The sequence below is a fragment of the Sellimonas catena genome, assembly GCF_027924685.1.
In the GTDB taxonomy this organism is placed as follows: Bacteria; Bacillota; Clostridia; order Lachnospirales; family Lachnospiraceae; genus Sellimonas; species Sellimonas catena.
Map to the genome: position 1 here is coordinate 104,157 of NZ_BSBO01000005.1, position 20,370 is coordinate 124,526.

The window sequence follows — 20,370 nt, forward strand, 5'->3', positions numbered from 1 at the left end:
ATTTTATTATAACACACTCATCCTCTTTTCGGAACCCTTCACTGCAGACATTCCTCGATACCATCGGCAATCACTCTGGCCAGGGAATTTTGATAATCCTCCTCCGTCAGTTTCTGAGCTTCGCTTTGATTACTCAGAAATCCGCATTCAATAATCAATGTCGGGACTTCTGTACGTTTCAGAAGATAGTAAGTCGTATTGCCCTTTACCGGCCGTTTTTTTGTCCCCTCCAAGTTTTCCATCTGCTTCTGCACGACCGAGGCCATCTCTTCCCCCTCTTTCGAATGCTCATAATAAAAAACCTGAACACCGCTCACATCCGGCGAAGGATAACTGTTCTGGTGAATACTAACCGCAAGCGCCGGGGCCGTCTCATTAATCAATTCTACCCGCCGCTTTAAATCCTGCACCTGCTTATTATCAGCATTTTCATCATACAGCCCCTGATCCTCTTCCCGTGTCATCAGAACCGAAATCCCCCTGGCCTCCAGTTCCTCCTTCAGCTTCCCTGCAATTTGAAGATTAATATCCTTTTCAAGCGCGTCATTAACACCGACCTTCCCCGGATCCTTCCCCCCGTGTCCGGCATCAATCACTACATCCGCCTTCTGCACCTGTACTTCTCCCTGCGTCACTATACTCTCCACCTTCTGTATCCCGTACAACACAAAAACAAGAATCAGAAGTGCCAGCACCCACTTCACTTTATCCGCCATATTATAATCCCTTTCCGTTCCCGTCTTTAAAACAAATATATGAATAAAGACTGTACGATAGACTTTTCATCGGGGACGTGTTCCGATGAAAAGGAACCTGTCCCCGATGAAAAAAATCTGAAAATTCGAGTTTTGCCTTATTTTATGCGGGTTCCGAGCGTTTTTTTGCCGTTTACGTCGTGTACCTGTGCACCGGAACACGTCCCCTACAGCCTCCACAAAAATAACGGAGCCGCTTCGAGGCAAGCGGCTCCGTCTTTCTTTGTTCGTTATTCAGTTTTTATTTTCTTTTGTATTCTGTTATCCGTTCACGTACCGGGAGATCAGTTCCCAGATACCTGATTTTTCGAATCCGAGTTTCCATGCGGCTGCTCCTGCAAGATCGTATTCCTGCATGACTTTGAGCTTGGCCTCCAGGGATTGTTCGTCTTCAAGCCATATTTTGTACGTGTTTCCGTCTGCAGTCCACTCTGCGTAGTTCTGCTGGGTCTCTTCATCCCAGGATGCTGTCACGCCTGCATTGGCCACAGCCGTTTCTGCCTCCTGCATGCCGATCGCCTGGCTTGTCAGGCCGCTGGATGATTCGATCCACAGCCTCGTGAAAAACGGAAGTCCGTTAATGACTTTCTCTTTTGGTACTTCTTTGAGTGTCTCTGTGATACCTTCTCTTACAAAGTCAATCGATGCAACAGAGCCGGCTTCTTCAGAGCCCGCGAAGTGTTCGTCATATCCCATGATGATCACGTAATCTGCTACAATGCCCTGTTCTTCTCTGTTGTAATGGCTTGTAAATCCAGGTACATAGTTATCCACGGAAAGAACGATCTGGTTCTTCCTGCACTCAACAGATAATTCCCGGATAAACTGAATATAGTGGTCGCTCATCTCCTCGGTGATCTGCTCGAAGTCCACGTTGATGCCGTCAAGTCCGCTGTTTTGTGCCTCGGTAATCAGCTGGCTGATCATATTGGCCCTGCTCTGTGTGTTGCTTAATACCGCAAGTGTATCGACCTGATTGGTAAAGTTGTCAACCAGCCCCCATACTTCCAGCCCTGCCTGATGTGCGGCATCCACATAGGCACTGCTTGCGAGAGACGTAATATTGCCGTTTGTATCCTGGATTGTGAACCAGGTTGGAGAAATTGTAGTCAGTCCTGTCGTTCCTGCAATGACGGAGGCCACATTTTCATTGGCCGCCTGGCTTGTAACCTGATGCCATGCCAGATTGATCTTGTAGTCTTTCTGAATATTGGTATATTCCGGCTCTTCATATTCAGATTTCCGTGTCTGTTTTTCGGCTTTTTCCAGGGTATTGGATTTCACATAGCCGATATACCCGTCCACGGTTCTCACTTTCATCCAGGATCCGGCTTCTTCGATGACAACCACGTCGTCTGATTTACTGATTTCAGTCAGGATTGGGCTCTTTACACCTCCCAGGATCCGGACCTCGGTATCTTTGCTCACCCTGGCGTGGTTTTCTTCCTTGTTGGTTACAATCACTGCTCTGTCCGGATTTTCATAGACATCCAGTGACATGTCCGTATATTCTTTTACAAAATCCAGCGCGAGATAAACGGTATCATTTTCCACTTTTACAATTTCATAGTCTCTCGTCTGTGTTCCATCTTCGGATTCAAATTCTGTCGCGCCAGCCGGAATGCTGAGCGTCCTGTCCGGTAAAGTATAAAGCAGCCGGTTTTCATTAGAGTCCCAGTAAAATCTCTGATTTACGTAATCGTGTACAGAATCGAAATCCAGATAGACTTCGCTTCCTTCTTTCATGCTCTTTACATCTGGAATCTGATTGTCGATCGCAAGTCCCACCTGGCTGGTGTCTGTAATACCAAAATACTCATTTTTATCTGCTTCTTCCCTCGACGGGCCATATCTGATCCATAATACTATTCCTGCTGCGATCACTGCGATAAGTAAGAGCAGAAGAAGAATCAGGATGCGTTTTCTTCTCTTTTTCCGTCTTCGGATCTGGCGGCGCATCTCAAGCTCTTTCTGGCGTCTGCTTTCCTGATTCCGGCGTCTTGGATCCTGCTGCTGTACCGGCCTTTGTCTTTTTCTGGCCGGCCGTCCATCCGGTCTCCTTTTGCCTCGTCTTTCATCCATGTCCATACCTCCTGTATACGCTCACATTATATCAAGATTTCTTCTGCACGTCATTAATAATTTTGACATTTTCGGCTCTGTTCACTACCTGTTTCTGCGTAAAGGGGGATTATCGCTTTTTACTTTATGTTTGACAGTTTCACAAATCTGACTTCTTTAACTTTACCGTTCTCATCCGCCACATAGTCTCTCATATAGGAAAGTTCTTCCTTCACTGCATGTGCGGACGCAATCTGCAGCGGACTGGCCGGATGTCCGTTCATTTTCATCCGTACTCCCATCCGCTCATACTCCGAGAGTTCTACAAACAGATTCCTGTATTGCTCGTCCTCTATAATATCGCTCTCCATACTGTTTCCCTTTTCTTTCTGATAATCTGAAACAGAATTTTGAAAAACCTTTCTCTATGACTGCGGCCCGGAGTATCCCCTTGTGAAGTGCACAGGTTTCTTATCGTGATATATTATTTATGATACCCCGTATGCTGAAAAAGGTAGCACCGTTCCCGTTATTTTTCAAAATCATGAATCGTCTGAATTTATTAGTGGGTTCTTTTGTGATTAAATGAATATAAACTGAGAATAATTGTGATATGCTCTATTTTGATTCTATCGAACTGATTGCAGAAATGCTTTTAGTGAGATAAATCAAGGACTGCTTTGCATAAACTATATGCAGAAATGCTGACCGGAAAATAGATTCGTAAATATCCCCTCCTTTATTACTGTACACAGTCATCCGGGAATACTACCTCTGTTCAGATATTATACTCCTGTTTTCTGCGAATGCAAGTATTTTTTCTAAATTTTATTTACAGAATTTTATTTTTTGTTTATACTACTATTGAGTAAGTATAAGATTATTTACAGCTAGGAAGTGATTATATGAAAATTGAAAAGATCAATGAAAATCAAATCCGTTGTACCCTGACACGTGCCGATCTCGAGGACAGACACTTAAAGATCAGCGAGCTTGCCTACGGTACCGAAAAAGCGAAATCACTTTTCCATGACATGATGCAGCAGGCAGCCTTTGAATTCGGTTTTGAGGCTGACGATATTCCGCTCATGATCGAAGCGATTCCATCATCATCGGATTCCATCGTGCTCATCATTACAAAGGTAGAAGATCCGGAAGAGCTGGATACACGGTTTTCCAAATTTGCTCCTTCTCCGTTCGATGATACAGATACATCCAAAAAGGCTGTCCCAGACAAGCTGGAGGGTGCGGAAGAGTTTCTGCAGCTCCTTAATAAAGTCAAAGAAGCAGTTGCAGAAATTCCCGGAAAGAGCGGAAAGCCCGAAGCGGTCATCCGCCCGGCAGTCCGTCTGTTCTCATTTGGCTCCCTTGACCGGGTGATTGAGGCAGCACATCTGCTTTCTCCAATGTATCAGGGTATCAATACGCTTTATAAGGATCCGTCCGATGGATTCTTTATCCTGGCTGTCACACAGTCGGGACATTCAAAAAGTGATTTCAGCAAAATCTGCAATATGCTGACTGAATACGGTATTCTGGAAAAGAGTACTCCGGCGTCTCTTGCATATCTGGAAGAGCACTGTGAGACGATCATTTCCCGCGAAGCTGTACAGCATCTTGCCAGTCTGTAAAATAAAGCGCTAAAAAACACCGTCTGCAGAATTTACTCACCTGCAGACGGTGTTTTTCTATTGCCTTACGGCTTATTCATTTGCTTTTAAGAAAGCATTGATTTTCTCTACTAATAATTCGGCGTCAATTCCATGAACCATTGCTGCTTCTTCCAGAGATTCCATCTGAGAAGCCGGGCATCCAAGACAGTGCATCCCGATTTCCATAAGAATCGGAGCTACTTCCGGATGTGTATTAACAACTTCGCCGATCGTCGTAGTTTTTTCTACCTGATAAGCCATTTTGAATTCCTCCTTATTTACTTGGATTTACGTATTCCTTATTATAATACCTTTTTTTCTAATACGCAACCAAAAAGCTTTCCTTTCCTCCGGAAATAATTGTCAGAATTTTCTATAATTTTTTACCCTTTCAGAATCATAGTTTGATTATGAAAAAGTCAACCTTTTTTTCCGGTTTTTTCGACAAAAACTCAATTTTATTATTTCTTTACAAAACATCCGTTCTTTTAAAAGCCAAAAGTTATCCCCACAATTCACAACTTTTTCTGTGGAAAGTGGGGATAACTTTTTAAAACAACGCTATTTTACCCTTTTTTCATAATTTAAGTGTGGAAAACGATTTTGGCCCTATTTTCCATTTTTTTACAATTTATTACAAATTTGTGCATTTTGCCGATTCGCAATTTTTTCTCCCCGCGCCTGCTTAGAAAATCCGGCGCACTGTCAAAATACTCGTGTATGTTGCGGATGAAATTCCGATCCCATGTGCAGGATCTTGTGCGTTGACAATCTGACCGTCTCCCACATAGATTCCGACGTGACCATTATAACAGATGATATCTCCCGGCTGCACCTCGGAATAGGAGACCTCGTATCCTGCGCTTCTCTGAGCCGAGGATGTCCTCGGAAGGGAAACGCCAAAATGGGCATAGACTGACTGGACAAAACCGGAACAGTCCGCTCCGTTTGTCAGGCTTGTCCCTCCCCACACATAGGGATTCCCGATAAACTGACAGGCATAATCCACAACAGCCTGCCTCTGCGCCTGTTTTCTTTCGGCTTCTTCTCTTGCCCTCTGCTCTGCTTCTGCCTGAAGCCTTGCCGCCTCCTCTTCTTTTGTCTCTCCGTAGGAAAATGTAACCTCTGTTCCGTTCTTCAGCGCCTCCGCTTCCATCTGACGCACTTTCTGCTGCGCCTGTCCTGCATCCATCAGATATTCCGACCGGATAAACCCGGTAATATTTCCTGACTGAACTGCCGTCCACTCTCCAACCGGTCCCTTCAATGTCACTGCATTTCCCGGATAAAGCTTTCCGGTCCAGTCACTGTCATCAGATGTGGCGCTTCTGACATAAATATAATCAGAAGAAATATTAACAAAGCCTGTATCTTCGTATTTCCCGTTCTGTTCCCTTACAACAAATTCTCCGTTTTTTTCTGTTTCTTCTATTATAATAGAAGATGCCTGATCCTCTGTCTTTTGTACCTGTCTGAGCAGTCCATCTGCATTGACTGCCGGATTTCCTGTCTGAACCGGAAGTTCAGCGGCCTTTGCATGGATCCCGGAGCCTGCTCCGAAAATACCGACAAAGGCAGCCAGTATCAGTCCCTTTTTGAAATAACTATGCATGGCATAATCCTCCTTTTATGATAGTTATGTATATTTTCTTTCGTATTTATTACATTTTTGTTACAAATATTACGTTTTGTATTCTAACATATTTCGTTTTTTTGTCAAGGCACTTTCCTTTCTATATTCACTTTCAGTTATATTTTTTCTTGACAAAATCCGTGAAATTTTTTATTATAAATATAATAATTATTATCATTATTAATCGAAGGGAGGGTTTTTGTTGACAGCATTGAAATACAGCAGGCAGCGAGAATCGATTAAGGACTACCTGATGCATACAAATGCGCACCCGACTGCGGATATGGTTTACCTCCATGTCAAAGAACAGTTTCCTAATATCAGTCTTGGAACGGTATACCGGAATCTAAATCTTCTTTCTGACATGGGAGAGATCATCAAGATATCGACTCCAGACGGAGCAGACCGGTTTGACGGACGCACTGTTCCTCACTATCACTTTTTCTGTACTGAATGCGGTTGTATGGAAGATATGAACATGGCATGCATGAAACAGATTGACCAGCTTGCCAACGAAGCATTTGACGGCATCGTGGAATCACACTCCATTACATTTTATGGGAAATGCAGCCGGTGTCTTCAAAAGCATTCAGAAGCTGCTGCCATATAATTGTAAATAATTCATGAATTCCAAAATAGGAATTGACAAGCACACGGAAAAGTGCTATATTGATATCAGTAATTATTACTGATTTTTAACTAAGGAAACAAAAAAAAACGAAAAGGAGATATGTGTTATGAAAAAATGGGTATGTACAGTATGTGGTTATGTTTATGAAGGAGAAAATCCGCCGGCAGAATGTCCTCAGTGCCATGTTCCTGCAGATAAATTCCAGGAAATGGCAGGAGAAAGAACATGGGCTGCTGAGCACGTAGTAGGTGTTGCTCAGGGTGTCAGCGAAGACATCATCGCTGATTTAAGAGCAAACTTCGAGGGAGAATGCTCCGAAGTAGGTATGTACCTTGCAATGGCAAGAGTTGCTCATAGAGAAGGATATCCGGAGATCGGATTATACTGGGAGAAAGCAGCATGGGAAGAAGCAGAACACGCTGCTAAATTCGCAGAATTATTAGGTGAAGTCGTTACAGACAGCACAAAGAAAAACCTTGAGATGAGAGTAGAAGCTGAAAACGGCGCTACAGCTGGTAAATTTGACCTTGCTAAACGTGCAAAAGCTGCTAACCTTGATGCAATCCATGACACAGTTCATGAGATGGCAAGAGACGAAGCTCGTCACGGAAAAGCATTCGAAGGACTTCTCAAGAGATACTTCAGCTAAGATACACCCAATATTCAGGAATTTAGGAGACGGTTCTTATGAATCGTCTCCTTTTTTCAAAGCCTTCCCCGCTTCACAGCGGAAAGATTGTTCTTTCAGATTAACTGTGCTATAGTAGGGATAACAAGTAATTTGTCATTAAAAGGAGGAAAAAAAGATGTCAAAATACGAAGGAACCAAAACAGAACAGAACCTGATGGCTGCATTTTCCGGTGAGTCTCAGGCAAGAAACAAATACACATTTTATGCTTCCCAGGCAAAAAAGGCCGGATATGTTCAGATTGCAAATATCTTTGAAGAAACAGCAAATCAGGAGAAAGAACACGCAAAAATGTGGTTCAAAGAGTTCCACGGCATCGGTGATGTAGCAGAAAATTTAAAAGACGCTGCTGCCGGCGAAAACTATGAGTGGACAGAAATGTACAAAACCATGGCTGAAGAAGCAAGAGCAGAAGGATTCGATGAGCTTGCTGCAAAATTCGAGCTTGTTGCCCAGGTAGAGGCCGCTCACGAGAAACGTTATAATAAGATTCTTGCTACATTCGAAGCAGGAAATACTTTCAAAGGAGACGCTCCTCTTGGATGGAAATGCAACAACTGCGGATATATCTACGAAGGCGAAGAGGCTCCGGAAGTCTGCCCGGTATGTGCTCATCCGAAGGCTTATTTTGAAAGAAAAGTAGAAAACTACTAAAATTTACTGATCAGAATCTGACAGGCACACAGCAGTGTGCCTGTTTTGATAAAAGGAGATTTGAATCTATGGATATTCAGGATTTTTTCATCTTTCAGACCGTAGCCCGTGAGGGAAGCATCACAAAAGCAGCAAAGCTTTTGTATATGACACCTCAGGGATTAAGTAAAATCATCAAAAATATGGAAAACGAACTGGATTGTACGCTCATCGACCGTTCCCCTCAGGGCATCCGCCTGACAGAAAGCGGAGAATGTCTTCTCCGACGCTCTTTTTCCGTTACCACTGAGTTCGGAAGCCTGAAAAAGGAGTTGTTAAATATCCGCCAGCGAAATCACGGCATTGTCGATCTGCTCTCCTCCTATGGGATTCTCCGCCTTGTCACTCCGGATTGTATTATCGCATTTCAGGAACAATATCCGGATATCCAGTTTTCCTACCGGGAATACCCGGATCTTCAGACAGAGCGGCTGTTTCTGGAAAAAAACGGCAATGTCGCTTTTTCCATTGCTGATTTTGACGATAATCTCTATGACATTGTGGAGATGGAAAGTTTTCCTGTCTGTCTGCTTGTCAACGAGTCCCATCCATTAAGCCGGAGAAAAAGTGTCACCATCGAAGATTTGAAAGGCGAGCCGGTATATATAGAAAGCGGACAGTTTAAGATCCACCATCTGATCGTAGACAGATGCCACAAGGCCGGGTTTGAGCCAAATATCGTTTTTGAAACAAGTGGTTTCAGTCTCTGCCATAAAATGGTAAAGGCTAATAAAGGGATATCTGTGACAGTCGATTTTGTTTTTGAAGACATGAAATCCCAGGGGCTTTGTCTTATCCCGTTTTCTGACGATACCTATGAGTGGAAAATCTGTATGCTGACCAGGCGAGGAGAACCTGTCAGCGAAGCAGTCACATTATTCCGCAACCATGTCATGAACTGGATGCGGGAAATTAAACTGGGGCATCTATCCAGGTAGTTGATGCCCCTCAATAAAACGCTTCTGCTTTTCTTCTTTTTCTACAATTTTCTCCAAAATATTCTCCTGTTTTTCATTTCCATTTTGTTAAATTTTCCTGCTCTTATAAACAATTTCAATTGATTTCAACAATTATTTCCTTTTTCTATTTCTCACCATTCTTCCTCTGCCTTATACTTTTACCACAGAAGTTACACATTCAAAGGAGGAAGAAAAAATGAACGTAAAAAATGAAGTAAGTGTAAGCAAAGTGCGCAAAGACGCTGAGGACTACTATAGAAACGGGTACTTCTGCTGCGAAGCTGTTATGGCATCTGTAAGAGACAATTTCGAGCTTGATGTTCCGAAGGAGGTCATTGCCATGTCTTCCGGTATGTCCGTAGGAGCAGGACGTTCCGGCTGTATGTGTGGCGCATTAAACGGTGGCATCCTTGCTCTTGGCATGCTTTTCGGAAGAACAGAGCCAAACGGACCGAAGGATCCAAAGGTTGTAAAATGTATGGAACTGACAAACGAACTTCACAGCTGGTTCCGTGAAGCAAACGGAAAACACTCCGTATGCTGCCGTGTCCTGACAAAAGAATTTGACATGGGCAAGGGCGAACACAAAGAGCAGTGCATCTATTTCACCGGACTCTGTGCCGGAAAAGTAGCTGAGATCGTTGTACGCGAACTCGGACTTACAAACACAGACGAACAGACAGCTTAAGTGAGGTTCTGACAATGAAAAATGTAATCAAAAAAGTACCCGTACCTTTGAGCGGGGTCATGCTTGGTCTTGCCGCCCTCGGCAATCTCCTGCAGAGCTATTCCGAAGGAGTCCGCTATTTCTGCGGTATCCTCGCAGGTCTTCTTCTGATCCTGCTTATCTTGAAACTGATTCTGTTTCCGGGCATGATCAAAGAGGACATGAAAAATCCGATCATGACAAGTGTTGCTGCTACCTTTCCTATGGCACTCATGCTTTTGAGTACTTATGTAAATCCTTTTATCGGAAATGCAGCATTTGTGATCTGGATTCTGGCAATCCTGCTTCACATCGTAATGATCCTGTATTTTACAGTAATTTTTATCGTGAAGCTTCAGATGCCAAAAGTATTTGCAAGTTACTTTATCGTTTATGTAGGAATTGCAGTTGCAGCAGTGACAGCTCCGGCATTCGGCCGGCTGACCATCGGAGCGGCCGCTTTCTGGTTCGGCCTGATTTCACTTGTTGTACTGCTGATTCTTGTTACATACCGGTACATCAATTTTAAGGAAATTCCGGAACCTGCAAAGCCGCTGATCTGTATCTATGCGGCGCCTGCAAGCCTTTGTATCGCAGGTTATACCCAGTCGGTAGAGACAAAATCCTATGGACTGCTCATCGGACTGATGATCGTGGCTGCAATCCTGTATGTGTTCTCGCTTGTTAAAGCAGTGACATACCTGAAGCTTCCATTCTATCCGTCCTATGCATCCTTCACTTTCCCGTTTGTCATCAGTGCCATCGCGATGAAACAGGCTTCCGCCTGCCTGATGAACATGGGCAGACCAATCTCTTTCCTCTCCGGTGTGGTGACGATCGAGACCGTGATCGCAGTCCTGTTTGTTGCCTATGTCTTTATTCGGTTTATGGGATTCTTATTCGCAGGAAAGAAATAAGACACAGAAAAAAGGAAGAAATCATCCGCGATTTCTTCCTTTTCTTTTTACATTACTCTCTGATAAATCCGTTTCACCGGCAGATACAGGATGCTGACCGCCACAGCCATAAAGACTGCATTGAATACGGTTGCCGGAATCGAAGCGGTGGATGCTGCCACTGCCGCGCCGATACCGCTTCCTGTGAGAACCAGTCCAAGGATTCCCATTCCCCACTCAATGAAAATATTTAAAACTGCGTAGACAATACTGCAGATCACAGCGCCCTGGTACTCCTTTTTCTGATCACCGTCTGCTCTTTTTCGGAACCATGCGAACAGCGCTCCCACCAGAAGACATTTCACAATCGTCTCCACAAATACCTGCGGGATGGACTGTACATATCCATTGAGGAGGTCAAAAACGACAAGCCCTGCTGTTCCGGTGACGGCCCCTTTCCTGCCGCCCTGAAGAAGCATTCCCAGCACCACAAATACGTGTCCAAAATGGATAAACGGTGTTCCGACCACCGCCGGAACCGGAATCCGGAACGCCTGAATCCCAAGGAATGTAATCGCCGTAAAAAAGGCCATACTTACTATCGTCTTGATTTTCCGGTCGTTCATTTCTTATACCGCCTTTGTCCTTCTTATCTCTTTCGTAATCAACCCGCTCTTTAAGAGAACCGGGCGAACCGCATTGTAAAGCAGTCCGGCAAGCACGATCGATACGACCGCATTGATCAGTGTCGCCGCCCCGTTGATCTTGGCCAGTGTCTCCGCCATCTGCTGCGGCTGTCCGAGAATGTACTGCTTATAAAAATATCCCACAACAGGATCTGCGATTACATTAAATCCAAGTCCCGCCACGCATGCCAGAACACTCCATTTCATCACATACTTTTTATCAGTGCTTTCATTGATCTTTGCGATTCTGTGCGCAACAAGCCCGACAATCAGACCAATCATGAATTTCAGCACGAATGTCTTCGGTGCTCCTACAATATAAATCGGATCCAGGAGGTCTCCGATTGTCATGCCGACTGCTCCGGCCAGCCCTCCGTAACCGCCCCCAAGGATCAGCGCCGCCAGCGCGCAAAATGCATTTCCTGCATGGATCGACGTCGCATCGCCGCCCGGAACCGGAATTTTTATCTGCAAAAACGCAAATGCTACATAACACAATGCCGCGAAAATCGCGGTCTGCGCAAGTTTAGTTGTTGTCTGATGTCTCTGATTCATAATTCTGCCCTCTTTCCTCTGTTTCTTGCCTCATATTATCACTAAACTGGATTCTTTAAAACATCCAGTTTTATTATTTTTAACCAGTCCAGTTGTGGATTTTAAATATTTTCTGTTCAAATCTTTATTTTTCTTTCGCAATTTTACTATTGATTTTTTGGAATATCGGATATAATATTAGCATATAGATTACGTAGTATTGAAAACTACATGTTGTTTTTTCAGCATGTTCAGACAGGAGGTAGTTTTATGAATAGACATAGCAGACATTTAAAAGATCCAGGAAGCGCCATTACACATTTTATCGGAATGCTGATGGCTATTTTTGCTGCAGTTCCTCTGTTGATCAAGGCCGCAAGGGAGCCGGATCATATTTATCTGATTTCCCTGAGTATTTACGCACTCAGCCTGATCTTATTGTATGCGGCGAGCACCACCTACCATACGTTTGATCTCTCTGAGAGGGCAAATACGATTCTCAAAAAAATTGACCACATGATGATATTCGTCCTGATTGCCGGAAGCTACACCCCGATCTGCCTGATTACGTTAAAAGGGCGGACAGGAACCATCCTTCTTGCTCTCGTGTGGGGCATCGCCATTGTCGGAATTATCCTGAAAGCCTTCTGGGTATTCTGTCCGAAATGGGTTTCTTCCGTTCTCTATATCGGAATGGGCTGGACCTGTGTTCTTGCTTTCACTCAGATTTTAAATGCCCTTTCCCCGGCAGCATTCGGATGGCTTCTTGCGGGCGGTATCATTTATACAATCGGCGGTGTCATCTATGCACTGAAGCTTCCGATTTTCAACAACCGCCACAAAAATTTCGGTTCCCATGAGATTTTCCATCTCTTCGTGATGGGCGGAAGCATGTGCCACTTTATCGTGATGTACGCTTTCGTACTGTAAGAACCTTACTGTAATAACCTGATTACAAAATAAAAGACCATGCATGACGCACAGTCTTCTCACCCGGCTCTGATCTGACATCAGGCCGGGTTTTCTTTTTGATTTTCAATCAGCTTTTCCTTTTCTTTCCGTGTCAGATGTTTGATCTCATATTCCCGCCTCATCGCCTCTTCTTTTGAACAGAAGCTCTCATAGTAGGCAAGCGCAACCGGACGTCTCGTCTTCGTATATCTGGCGCCTCTGCCGTCGTTGTGGGCCTTCAGGCGCTTTGTCAGATCATTGGTCCATCCGGTATAAAGTGTCCCGTCACTGCACTTCAGAATATAAGTATAATTTTTCTGGATCGTTTCTTTCTTCTCCTCCATGTTTCCTCCTAAAAAGGTGAATATGCTCCCTCTTTAAACCGCTTCAAAAGAATAACCGCCGCCACTGCAGCGATGACTTCTCCGGCCGGAAAAGATATCCACACCCCTGCAGGTCCGAAAACACGGGACAGCAAAAATGCACACGGAATCGTGATGACAAACTGCCGCAAGAGTGAAATTACAAGAGAATGCTTTCCCTCTCCTATCGACTCAAAAACTCCGGAATAAATCACACCGATAGTGGAAACCAGAAATCCAAGGCAGATAATCCGAAGCGCCGTAATTCCCGCCTGCAGAAGAGACTCTTCCGCATCAAACAGCGCGAAAATCTGTCCCGGAACAGTAAGCGACAGCACCGTACCGATCAGCATAATACATCCTGCGGATAACAGGCTGTACCGGATAATGCTTCTCACCCGCTCTTTTTCTCCCGCTCCATAATTATAGCCGATCAGCGGCCTCATTCCCTGCACAATTCCATTCGCCGGCATATAAATGAAAGTCTGAAGCTTATAGTAAACTCCCAGAACCGCCACATACACATCCGAAAATCCTCCCAGAATCCGGTTAAGCACACTGACCAGAACCGATGGTAGCGTCAGCATAATACTGGATGGAATTCCTACACTGTAAATCTGCCGGATCATTGCCTTATCCAGCTTCAGATACTTCGGATGAATCTGAACGGCAAACCGCCGTCTCTTATATACGACAATATAGAGCAGAAACGCCGTAATCTGGCCGATAACCGTAGCGTATGCCGCGCCTTTTACTCCCATGGCCGGGCAGCCAAGAAGTCCGAAAATCATAATCGGATCCAGAATGATATTGATGACCGCCCCGGTCGCAAGAAGAATCATCGTAATCTTCATCTCACCGATTCCCTGAAAAATCTTCTCAAAGGCAATCTGCAAAAGGCACCCAAAGGACAGACACAGTACAATATAAGTATAATCGCACGCCAGATCCACAATCACTTCATTTTTTGTGAACATCGCAAGAAACGGTTTTGTGACAAGCAGTCCAAGAATCACAAATAAAATACAGTGAATCACCGTCAGCGCAATTCCAATAGTCGCAGCCCTATTCGCTTTCTCCTGCCTTCCGGCCCCAAGATGGATCGCAATGGCCGAACTGATTCCGACTCCGATTCCAACCGCTACCGATGTCACCACGTTCTGCAGCGGATACGCAAGAGAAACCGCCGTCAAAGCGTCCGTTCCAAGCCTTGATACATAAATACTGTCGACAATATTATACAGCGACTGAATCAGCATGGAAAGCATCATAGGGACCGACATGGACATCAGAAGCGGAAATACCTTTCCGGTCTTCATAAACTCATTCGTCTTTTCCATTTTCTCTCTCCTTCTTACACAGAATAAAAAAGACCATATGCCTGTTTAATTCTGAAACAGGAAAACCATATGATCTTTGCTTTGCTTTTCAATTTTGACCAATTTATGTTATCACACCAGGGCAGAACTGTCAAACATATTTTCTCCGACAGAATTTGACAATAGTTATCAAATGATTCCGCTGTTTGCAATCATTTCTACTCCGCTCGAAACATCCCGTATTCTTTCGGCACATGTAATATGCCATTGGAAGTATGTTGAAGTAACATATTCTTAACATCCTGCTTAGGCACATTCCGCAACGGCATCATGCTGGATAACGAATAAATATATTCGACCATATCGTCCACTTCCCTTACTTGCAGCGAATCCACATATTCTAATTTCTCAACTTTTGAGAAAACTTTTCCTAGTATTTCGTACCCATTTTGAAGTGTGAAATTTTTATTTATGCTGTCTTCAACCCCATATTCAGAAAATAATGTCGTGAGATATTCTGTAATACCATGTTCTCCATAAGTAGCGCAATAAAATTTTCCACCCTTTTTTAACACGCGCCTTACCTCTGTCAACGCTCTATGTAAATCCGGCACATGATACAGCATCATATTGGCAATTACGATGTCAAATGTTTCGTCCCCAAACGGTATATCCTGAATATCAATAACCTGGTATTCAACATTATCATGGATGCCGACAGTTTCTTTGGAAACCTTGACCATACCAGCAGAAAAATCAGAAAGTACCAATTTTGAGCAGGAAGCAATCATTGCTTCTTTGTCTTTCCACATATCTCCTGTTCCGCATCCCAATTCTGTTGCCGTGTCTAATTTGATACAACATAACGGCAGCTTATTTCTACCCCTTAACGATGAACACCCCCGTGTGCATTTTTGCACACCCCTCATAACGATGCCGTATGCACCGTTACGGAGTAAGGGATTCGGTTTTATCGCTACCTGTGCGTACATTGCGTTCTCCTCGTGAAACTGAAAATTATCTCTTTTCCAACCATTCTTCTTTCGTCAAACAAGTTATATGTTCTGTTCGTAGAACACCCTCTAACGCACAAGGAACATTCTCTGAAGTGTGATGGTAATGAAATCCACATTTTTCTTGCACACGCTTTGATTTCTCGTTTCCATCAAAGTACCCGCACCATAATTTTTCGAGATTCAGTTCTTCAAAGCCATATCGCATTATCTCACGAACCGCCTCTGGGATGAGTCCTTGTCCCCAATATGGAACGCCAATCCAGTATCCGATTTCACCCTCCGTATCAGGAATGCCGATATTACTTGCCTTGCCAAGCATTAATCCTATACTGCCAACTGGATGTCCTGTTTCTTTCAAAACCACCGCGTATGTCTCTGGTTCAGAAAGCACACCTTTTATAATCTCTCTGCTGTTTTCTACACTCGTATGAACAGCCCATCCCGCAATCGGTCCCACATCGGGATTGCTGGCGTATTTGTATAAATCCTCCCCATCGCTTTCTTCCCAGCGGCGCAGGATTAAGCGTTCTGTTTCAAGCGATTTTTCTATGAACATTTCCATATCCGTACATTTCCAAGTTCCTATCGGCATCTCGCATTCTCTCTTGGCATACTCGGTAAATCCTACCGCCTCATAACAATACCTTGCGCTCTCATTATTCTCAAATACGCCCAGATCAATCCTTTTGGCGCTGAGATGTTCCTTTACATATCCTATTCCAAGCTGAAGCAGTTCTTTTCCGTACCCTTTTCCCCTTATAGCGGGATTGACTATTACAAAGCCAAACCGAACAGAACTGTCATCATCATCTCGTGGATATCTTATGATAAAATGTCCGACAATAGTTTCATTTTCATCCACAGCCGTGAGAGGATAGAAGCGTCCTGATTCAATCTGAGGTGCATAGTTTTCATTTATGTCCTCTCCCGTAAGCGGATACTTGTTAAACCTGTCGGCAGACCACTTGTATAACTCCTCCTCTGATCGTAGCCACTCGGCTATAATCGGTGCATCTTCTTTTTTGAAATTTCTCAGTATCATTAATTCTGACCTCTTAAGTTATTTTATAGAAACTGTCCATGTGTCCCCATCAACCAAGTACTGAAATTCCGTCAGAGCCGGATCGTTTATCACACGCATCAAGTCTTCAAAATCATCGACCGTGTTTATTTCTGACAGACGATTGCTTTCCACCCATTCCATCTGCCCCTCATCAGAAGACACAACCGTGCCGCTATATTCTGTAGTCTTGAACAGTAGGACAACATACCGTCCGTTTTTGATTGGGAACTGCTTCACACCCACAAGCCGTGGATTTTTTATGTCCAGCCCCGTTTCTTCTTTCATTTCACGGATCACCGCGTCAACGAAAGATTCTCCCGGTTCCACATGACCGCCCGGAAGCGTATATCCCTGCCAGTCCTTTTTTATTCTGTTCTGAAGGAGCATTCTGTCATCATCAGTGATGAGACACAATACCGTCAACTCGACATTTTCTGTTCTGCTCATTTTCTCTTCCGACTTTCCTTATAATTCACACACCATAATATATTCTTCGGCGTTCTCATCCACAGTCTTGAATCCGACATTTTTATACATCTTCACGGCGTAGTTTTCTTTCTGCACCGCCAGGGACGCCCGTTCATACCCCTGCCATTTCAGCAGTTCGAGCATCTTCACCATAAGCTGCGAACCGATGCCTTGACCGCGATATTCCTTGTAAAGCGAAATAGCGAAGGACAGTGTCTCATCATCCACATGGCCGTAATCGTCCATGATTCTTGTCCAGACCGCTCCGACTACCTTACCGCCGAAATCTGCCACCAAGCAGTTATCGCCTTTCCGGGTACCGAAATCATCCGTGTACACACGAAGTTCCGGCTTCTCAATGATGTCCCTCGCAGGCGATTCCGTACCCTTCGGTATGAAGATTGCTTCATACAAGAAGTCCTTCAGCAGATCGGTTTCACCTTTACGAAGGCTGCGGATCACATATTTTTTGTGCTTGTCGCTCGTCATGTGGGAGATATGCTCGTTACGCACCCTGCCCAGCATTTCAAGGATCTGTCTGCCAATCGGCTCCGGCTCGTTATCATTGCTGCCGCATATAAGTTCCAGCGTGTCCGGCGTCCAAATGTACCCGTGCGCCTTGTTATAGAGGTACTGCTGGAATTCCTCGTATTCTTTTTCTTTCAGTTGCTTCATATATACATCCTTTATGACTCCGGCATTGGAATTGCCTTTAATGCCTCATCAATTTTTATCGCCTGCACAGGAACATATTCACCATTGAGCCGAACGCCCCCGCCAGTCAATGAGAACAATTCCCTTGACGTGTTCAGGTCAAGTCGTAAATTTTCGTTTGAAAGTAACTGATCCAAACCGGCAGCCACCTTCTCCGAAAGAAACTTCTCAGCTTCCTTCTGCCGTTCAATACACAGTTCTTCCGATTCACAGTCTTTCCTGATTCGAGCGTTGCTGATTATCCGGATTTCATTTACCACGCCAAGCATATGATAGACCAGTCTCATCATATGGGCTTTGGCTTCCTCTTCATCCATCTCGAAGTAAAATTGTTCAAACGCCTTATCAATCTGCGAAGAAACATCTGCAAGCCGTCTATCTGGCTCAGCTTGTTTTTTAACAGCTGTTTTTGCTGTTGTTGTGGTCTTTTGCTCCTTTTCCCACTGACAGCATTTTTTATTCCACGACCCTTTTCCTTAACCCAAGGCCATGCGGTGTTTTTCCACCAAGGAGATATAACCTCCCGAAACAGCAAGATGCCTCCTGCTACGATGGCCGCACCCAGCGCTTCTCCGACTTGCTGTGCAAACTCTTCCTGCTCCGGTGTTAATTGAACGCGTCGTTCTTCATAAGGGTACGGATCATAATCATCGCTCCGTAAATCGTCAACATCGTACTCTTCCCACTCGATGATGTCGGGATTCTGATTGTTCTCGTCCCGCGTCAATCCTCTCACGCGGTCTGGATTATCCTTGGAACGAATGAGATGATCTCCATCTTTTACAATTGGCTTATATACTTTCTCACCCATTCTGTATCTTCTCCCTCAAACAAGACAAATTATAAGTATTTCTTGAACGCTTTCTTCATCTTGAGCATGACATCGATTATCCAGTCAAACTGTGCGTTCCATTGATTCTTGTCACCGAAAGTTACGCTCTTCTCGATAACGATACGGCTTGCCTTACGCTCCGGCAGTTCTCGCCAGTCAAAGGTTAATTCAGCGTCGGATTCGATATCGTCTTTATTATCAAAGAGTGAGTGGAACAGGTCTTTATCCTCGCTGATATACAGTTCCACGTCCAGTTCGTTCCGCTTCTGAATCTGCGACACGGCGATGTGGCAGGCAGAAGAACCCACGCTGAAGTTCATCCAATGATCCATAGACGGCTTCCTGCGATTGAAGTTCTTTGCAAACTGTGCGTTTTGGAAAGCGTAGTCCTGGAATGCCACCCAATAATCGTATCTCTGCTGCTGAGTCCCATTTGCAGACTCGCTCTTTTTTACTTCCTTTGTCCAGTCGTTAGGTTTTTCAATGACCTCAAACTTCACGGCAGGCTCGGAAGTACCGATGCGATACAGTTTTATCTCACAGAGGAAGAATCCGATTTTCTCATCGGTATGGTTGTTCAGCCATTCGATAGCCGCCTTGTGTTCCTCACGAGCGTGTTTCACGACCCATATAATCACATCCGCAGATTTACCAGACGCATAGGTTATCAGCTTGCCGAGGTGGTCGTGGTTGGTATCCTCCAGTTGATTCTCTATGATGATTTTCCGATCCGTCCCCGTCTCAGACGCAAAGATATCGACATTGAAATCTCCCACGGAAGACTCTGTCTCATCAACGGTAATATCAAGCCCCACTGCATCTGCAAGGAGAGCGATGTTATCGTCCTGTGAAAGCCACGGAGTAAAGTCCAAGGCTTCATGCGGCCACACCGTCCGCAGATCTTTTATTTCTTCAAGTCTGCTCAAGTTCACCATTGTCTTACTCCTCCTCGCGCTTTACATAGGTAAGCTGAATATCATAGCCCAGAACTTCGAGCATCTGAACAAAGGTTTTATTCACGATGGAATCGCCTTTCTTGATGAGCCGATTCACATACTGACCCGTTGTACCGACTTCCTCTCCGAGTTTCGCCTGTGTCATATCAGCTTCGATGCACTTTACTTTGACATCGACTTCAAAATTGTTCTTGACCATATTTCAATCCCTCTGTTGTTTCTAACGATAATTTTGTTGGTTTATTGCACTCAAAGTGTTATTTATTATACCACATATTTATGAACATTTCTACCCCTTAACAAAAAAAGTATGTGTCAAGTAATCGTTGGCACTTTTTCTTCTTTTTTTGATATCAGTTTATTTCTTTTATTTTCAGACAATTCAGCTCGGACTTTATCTGATCATTTTATGTTTCTTTTTAACAGAATGCTCTTGCAAGGGCTTTCCTCGATGCTGTCCGCATTGCGTCCAATAGCGGCATATGATGCGTAATCGTCTCTACATATGGATTCCCTTTTCCATCCTTCTTTGGCGCTCTCGCCGCGCTCAGCGTTTTGACGATTTCTTCCATCTGCATGGTGAATATTTCTCCATCCGTATACCGTTCAATTGTATCGATCAGTTCCCTGTTCTCTTTCCGGTACAGGGCTTTCGCCATGTTATTCGCCCCATGCACGGACCATCTCATCCTCCGGTGCTTCATCCGCATGGTGATCGCCGTACAGTTCTGGTTCTCCTGCACTCCCATATTCTTATACACGATCCCCTCCGGTGCTTCAGGCAGCTCAATCCC

At 44.4% G+C, this 20,370-nt stretch carries 25 protein-coding genes and 2 pseudogenes; 8 read left to right on the forward strand and 19 right to left on the reverse strand.

What is annotated here, in order from left to right; all coding sequences use genetic code 11:
- Positions 1-38 precede the first annotated feature (38 nt).
- From Selli1_RS03840 to Selli1_RS03850, 3 genes are all read right to left on the reverse strand, one after another.
- A complete protein-coding gene (locus Selli1_RS03840; RefSeq protein ID WP_281872355.1) occupies positions 39-716 on the reverse strand; it encodes an N-acetylmuramoyl-L-alanine amidase in 678 nt (225 codons plus the stop codon).
- A gap of 300 nt (positions 717-1,016) precedes the next feature.
- Positions 1,017-2,837, reverse strand: a complete 1,821-nt coding sequence (locus tag Selli1_RS03845; protein WP_242960048.1) for a glycosyl hydrolase family 18 protein — start codon at positions 2,835-2,837, stop codon at positions 1,017-1,019.
- A gap of 119 nt (positions 2,838-2,956) precedes the next feature.
- A complete protein-coding gene (locus tag Selli1_RS03850; RefSeq protein WP_087166553.1) occupies positions 2,957-3,187 on the reverse strand; it encodes a hypothetical protein in 231 nt (76 codons plus the stop codon).
- Positions 3,188-3,721: 534 nt separating this feature from the next.
- Between Selli1_RS03850 and Selli1_RS03855 the strand changes: the two genes are divergently transcribed.
- Positions 3,722-4,447 (forward strand): adaptor protein MecA, encoded by a 726-nt coding sequence (locus tag Selli1_RS03855; protein ID WP_087251881.1) that lies wholly within the window; start codon positions 3,722-3,724, stop codon positions 4,445-4,447.
- Between the two features lie 72 nt (positions 4,448-4,519).
- Here Selli1_RS03855 and Selli1_RS03860 read toward each other — a convergent pair whose 3' ends face one another.
- Together Selli1_RS03860 and Selli1_RS03865 are read right to left on the reverse strand one after the other, a co-directional pair.
- Complete coding sequence (locus Selli1_RS03860) at positions 4,520-4,729, reverse strand: DUF1858 domain-containing protein (protein WP_024733889.1); 210 nt, start codon at positions 4,727-4,729, stop codon at positions 4,520-4,522.
- A gap of 424 nt (positions 4,730-5,153) precedes the next feature.
- A complete protein-coding gene (locus tag Selli1_RS03865; protein WP_281845528.1) occupies positions 5,154-6,080 on the reverse strand; it encodes a C40 family peptidase in 927 nt (308 codons plus the stop codon).
- A gap of 223 nt (positions 6,081-6,303) precedes the next feature.
- Between Selli1_RS03865 and Selli1_RS03870 the strand changes: the two genes are divergently transcribed.
- The 6 genes from Selli1_RS03870 to Selli1_RS03895 all read left to right on the forward strand — a co-directional run bounded on the left by Selli1_RS03870 (position 6,304) and on the right by Selli1_RS03895 (position 10,696).
- Positions 6,304-6,711 carry a Fur family transcriptional regulator gene (locus Selli1_RS03870; RefSeq protein WP_087251884.1) on the forward strand — a complete coding sequence of 136 codons (408 nt, stop codon included), beginning with the start codon at positions 6,304-6,306 and terminating at the stop codon, positions 6,709-6,711.
- Between the two features lie 127 nt (positions 6,712-6,838).
- Complete coding sequence (locus tag Selli1_RS03875) at positions 6,839-7,381, forward strand: NADH peroxidase (protein ID WP_087166548.1); 543 nt, start codon at positions 6,839-6,841, stop codon at positions 7,379-7,381.
- A 157-nt stretch (positions 7,382-7,538) separates the two neighbouring features.
- Entirely contained in the window at positions 7,539-8,075 is a 537-nt protein-coding gene (gene rbr / locus Selli1_RS03880) for a rubrerythrin (RefSeq protein ID WP_087251885.1), read from the forward strand.
- 68 nt (positions 8,076-8,143) lie between these two features.
- Positions 8,144-9,052, forward strand: coding sequence for a LysR family transcriptional regulator (locus Selli1_RS03885; RefSeq protein WP_281845527.1), 909 nt, complete (start codon positions 8,144-8,146; stop codon positions 9,050-9,052).
- 217 nt (positions 9,053-9,269) lie between these two features.
- Positions 9,270-9,761, forward strand: coding sequence for a C-GCAxxG-C-C family protein (locus Selli1_RS03890; RefSeq protein ID WP_087251887.1), 492 nt, complete (start codon positions 9,270-9,272; stop codon positions 9,759-9,761).
- A gap of 14 nt (positions 9,762-9,775) precedes the next feature.
- Positions 9,776-10,696, forward strand: coding sequence for a TDT family transporter (locus tag Selli1_RS03895; RefSeq protein WP_281845526.1), 921 nt, complete (start codon positions 9,776-9,778; stop codon positions 10,694-10,696).
- Between the two features lie 47 nt (positions 10,697-10,743).
- Here Selli1_RS03895 and Selli1_RS03900 read toward each other — a convergent pair whose 3' ends face one another.
- Positions 10,744-11,301, reverse strand: a complete 558-nt coding sequence (locus Selli1_RS03900) for an ECF transporter S component (protein WP_281845525.1) — start codon at positions 11,299-11,301, stop codon at positions 10,744-10,746.
- A 3-nt stretch (positions 11,302-11,304) separates the two neighbouring features.
- On the reverse strand, positions 11,305-11,916 hold the full coding sequence (locus Selli1_RS03905; protein WP_118636217.1) for an ECF transporter S component: 612 nt from the start codon (positions 11,914-11,916) through the stop codon (positions 11,305-11,307).
- A gap of 249 nt (positions 11,917-12,165) precedes the next feature.
- Here Selli1_RS03905 and trhA point away from each other — a divergent pair, with 249 nt between their 5' ends.
- The gene (gene trhA / locus Selli1_RS03910; RefSeq protein WP_087166544.1) at positions 12,166-12,825 is read left to right on the forward strand and encodes a PAQR family membrane homeostasis protein TrhA; all 660 of its coding nucleotides are present in this window, start codon (positions 12,166-12,168) and stop codon (positions 12,823-12,825) included.
- An 80-nt stretch (positions 12,826-12,905) separates the two neighbouring features.
- Here trhA and Selli1_RS03915 read toward each other — a convergent pair whose 3' ends face one another.
- From Selli1_RS03915 to Selli1_RS03970, 12 genes and pseudogenes are all read right to left on the reverse strand, one after another.
- Positions 12,906-13,190: a GIY-YIG nuclease family protein gene (locus Selli1_RS03915; RefSeq protein WP_087166543.1), complete on the reverse strand. Its 285-nt coding sequence runs from the start codon at positions 13,188-13,190 to the stop codon at positions 12,906-12,908.
- 8 nt (positions 13,191-13,198) lie between these two features.
- Positions 13,199-14,548 (reverse strand): MATE family efflux transporter, encoded by a 1,350-nt coding sequence (locus tag Selli1_RS03920; RefSeq protein WP_138373687.1) that lies wholly within the window; start codon positions 14,546-14,548, stop codon positions 13,199-13,201.
- Between the two features lie 197 nt (positions 14,549-14,745).
- Positions 14,746-15,519, reverse strand: a complete 774-nt coding sequence (locus Selli1_RS03925; RefSeq protein WP_281872356.1) for a class I SAM-dependent methyltransferase — start codon at positions 15,517-15,519, stop codon at positions 14,746-14,748.
- Between the two features lie 25 nt (positions 15,520-15,544).
- A complete protein-coding gene (locus Selli1_RS18470; RefSeq protein ID WP_227096721.1) occupies positions 15,545-16,099 on the reverse strand; it encodes a GNAT family N-acetyltransferase in 555 nt (184 codons plus the stop codon).
- A 48-nt stretch (positions 16,100-16,147) separates the two neighbouring features.
- Positions 16,148-16,585: pseudogene (locus Selli1_RS18475) on the reverse strand (GNAT family N-acetyltransferase); the annotation flags it as partial.
- 18 nt (positions 16,586-16,603) lie between these two features.
- Positions 16,604-17,053, reverse strand: coding sequence for an 8-oxo-dGTP diphosphatase (locus tag Selli1_RS03940; RefSeq protein WP_204612766.1), 450 nt, complete (start codon positions 17,051-17,053; stop codon positions 16,604-16,606).
- Between the two features lie 18 nt (positions 17,054-17,071).
- On the reverse strand, positions 17,072-17,563 hold the full coding sequence (locus Selli1_RS03945; RefSeq protein ID WP_281872359.1) for a GNAT family N-acetyltransferase: 492 nt from the start codon (positions 17,561-17,563) through the stop codon (positions 17,072-17,074).
- Between the two features lie 197 nt (positions 17,564-17,760).
- Entirely contained in the window at positions 17,761-18,078 is a 318-nt protein-coding gene (locus Selli1_RS03950) for a hypothetical protein (RefSeq protein WP_281872357.1), read from the reverse strand.
- Positions 18,075-18,599, reverse strand: a complete 525-nt coding sequence (locus Selli1_RS03955) for a hypothetical protein (protein WP_281872358.1) — start codon at positions 18,597-18,599, stop codon at positions 18,075-18,077. The genes Selli1_RS03950 and Selli1_RS03955 overlap by 4 nt, the downstream gene beginning before the upstream one ends.
- A 29-nt stretch (positions 18,600-18,628) precedes the next feature.
- On the reverse strand, positions 18,629-19,555 hold the full coding sequence (locus Selli1_RS03960; RefSeq protein ID WP_204612769.1) for a DUF4268 domain-containing protein: 927 nt from the start codon (positions 19,553-19,555) through the stop codon (positions 18,629-18,631).
- Positions 19,556-19,559: 4 nt separating this feature from the next.
- Positions 19,560-19,775 (reverse strand): helix-turn-helix domain-containing protein, encoded by a 216-nt coding sequence (locus tag Selli1_RS03965; protein WP_204612770.1) that lies wholly within the window; start codon positions 19,773-19,775, stop codon positions 19,560-19,562.
- A gap of 220 nt (positions 19,776-19,995) precedes the next feature.
- Positions 19,996-20,370 (reverse strand): annotated as a pseudogene (locus Selli1_RS03970) (hypothetical protein); the annotation flags it as partial.

What these genes read in the sequence shown, in the direction of transcription:
- Selli1_RS03840 (WP_281872355.1), bottom strand. Translation starts at nt 716, where the DNA reads ATGGCGGATAAAGTGAAGTGGGTGCTGGCACTTCTGATTCTTGTTTTT.
- Selli1_RS03845 (WP_242960048.1), bottom strand. Translation starts at nt 2,837, where the DNA reads ATGGATGAAAGACGAGGCAAAAGGAGACCGGATGGACGGCCGGCCAGA.
- Selli1_RS03850 (WP_087166553.1), bottom strand. Translation starts at nt 3,187, where the DNA reads ATGGAGAGCGATATTATAGAGGACGAGCAATACAGGAATCTGTTTGTA.
- Selli1_RS03855 (WP_087251881.1), top strand. Translation starts at nt 3,722, where the DNA reads ATGAAAATTGAAAAGATCAATGAAAATCAAATCCGTTGTACCCTGACA.
- Selli1_RS03860 (WP_024733889.1), bottom strand. Translation starts at nt 4,729, where the DNA reads ATGGCTTATCAGGTAGAAAAAACTACGACGATCGGCGAAGTTGTTAAT.
- Selli1_RS03865 (WP_281845528.1), bottom strand. Translation starts at nt 6,080, where the DNA reads ATGCATAGTTATTTCAAAAAGGGACTGATACTGGCTGCCTTTGTCGGT.
- Selli1_RS03875 (WP_087166548.1), top strand. Translation starts at nt 6,839, where the DNA reads ATGAAAAAATGGGTATGTACAGTATGTGGTTATGTTTATGAAGGAGAA.
- rbr (WP_087251885.1), top strand. Translation starts at nt 7,539, where the DNA reads ATGTCAAAATACGAAGGAACCAAAACAGAACAGAACCTGATGGCTGCA.
- Selli1_RS03885 (WP_281845527.1), top strand. Translation starts at nt 8,144, where the DNA reads ATGGATATTCAGGATTTTTTCATCTTTCAGACCGTAGCCCGTGAGGGA.
- Selli1_RS03890 (WP_087251887.1), top strand. Translation starts at nt 9,270, where the DNA reads ATGAACGTAAAAAATGAAGTAAGTGTAAGCAAAGTGCGCAAAGACGCT.
- Selli1_RS03895 (WP_281845526.1), top strand. Translation starts at nt 9,776, where the DNA reads ATGAAAAATGTAATCAAAAAAGTACCCGTACCTTTGAGCGGGGTCATG.
- Selli1_RS03900 (WP_281845525.1), bottom strand. Translation starts at nt 11,301, where the DNA reads ATGAACGACCGGAAAATCAAGACGATAGTAAGTATGGCCTTTTTTACG.
- Selli1_RS03905 (WP_118636217.1), bottom strand. Translation starts at nt 11,916, where the DNA reads ATGAATCAGAGACATCAGACAACAACTAAACTTGCGCAGACCGCGATT.
- trhA (WP_087166544.1), top strand. Translation starts at nt 12,166, where the DNA reads ATGAATAGACATAGCAGACATTTAAAAGATCCAGGAAGCGCCATTACA.
- Selli1_RS03915 (WP_087166543.1), bottom strand. Translation starts at nt 13,190, where the DNA reads ATGGAGGAGAAGAAAGAAACGATCCAGAAAAATTATACTTATATTCTG.
- Selli1_RS03920 (WP_138373687.1), bottom strand. Translation starts at nt 14,548, where the DNA reads ATGGAAAAGACGAATGAGTTTATGAAGACCGGAAAGGTATTTCCGCTT.
- Selli1_RS03925 (WP_281872356.1), bottom strand. Translation starts at nt 15,519, where the DNA reads ATGTACGCACAGGTAGCGATAAAACCGAATCCCTTACTCCGTAACGGT.
- Selli1_RS18470 (WP_227096721.1), bottom strand. Translation starts at nt 16,099, where the DNA reads ATGTTCATAGAAAAATCGCTTGAAACAGAACGCTTAATCCTGCGCCGC.
- Selli1_RS03940 (WP_204612766.1), bottom strand. Translation starts at nt 17,053, where the DNA reads ATGAGCAGAACAGAAAATGTCGAGTTGACGGTATTGTGTCTCATCACT.
- Selli1_RS03945 (WP_281872359.1), bottom strand. Translation starts at nt 17,563, where the DNA reads ATGACGAGCGACAAGCACAAAAAATATGTGATCCGCAGCCTTCGTAAA.
- Selli1_RS03950 (WP_281872357.1), bottom strand. Translation starts at nt 18,078, where the DNA reads ATGATGAGACTGGTCTATCATATGCTTGGCGTGGTAAATGAAATCCGG.
- Selli1_RS03955 (WP_281872358.1), bottom strand. Translation starts at nt 18,599, where the DNA reads ATGGGTGAGAAAGTATATAAGCCAATTGTAAAAGATGGAGATCATCTC.
- Selli1_RS03960 (WP_204612769.1), bottom strand. Translation starts at nt 19,555, where the DNA reads ATGGTGAACTTGAGCAGACTTGAAGAAATAAAAGATCTGCGGACGGTG.
- Selli1_RS03965 (WP_204612770.1), bottom strand. Translation starts at nt 19,775, where the DNA reads ATGGTCAAGAACAATTTTGAAGTCGATGTCAAAGTAAAGTGCATCGAA.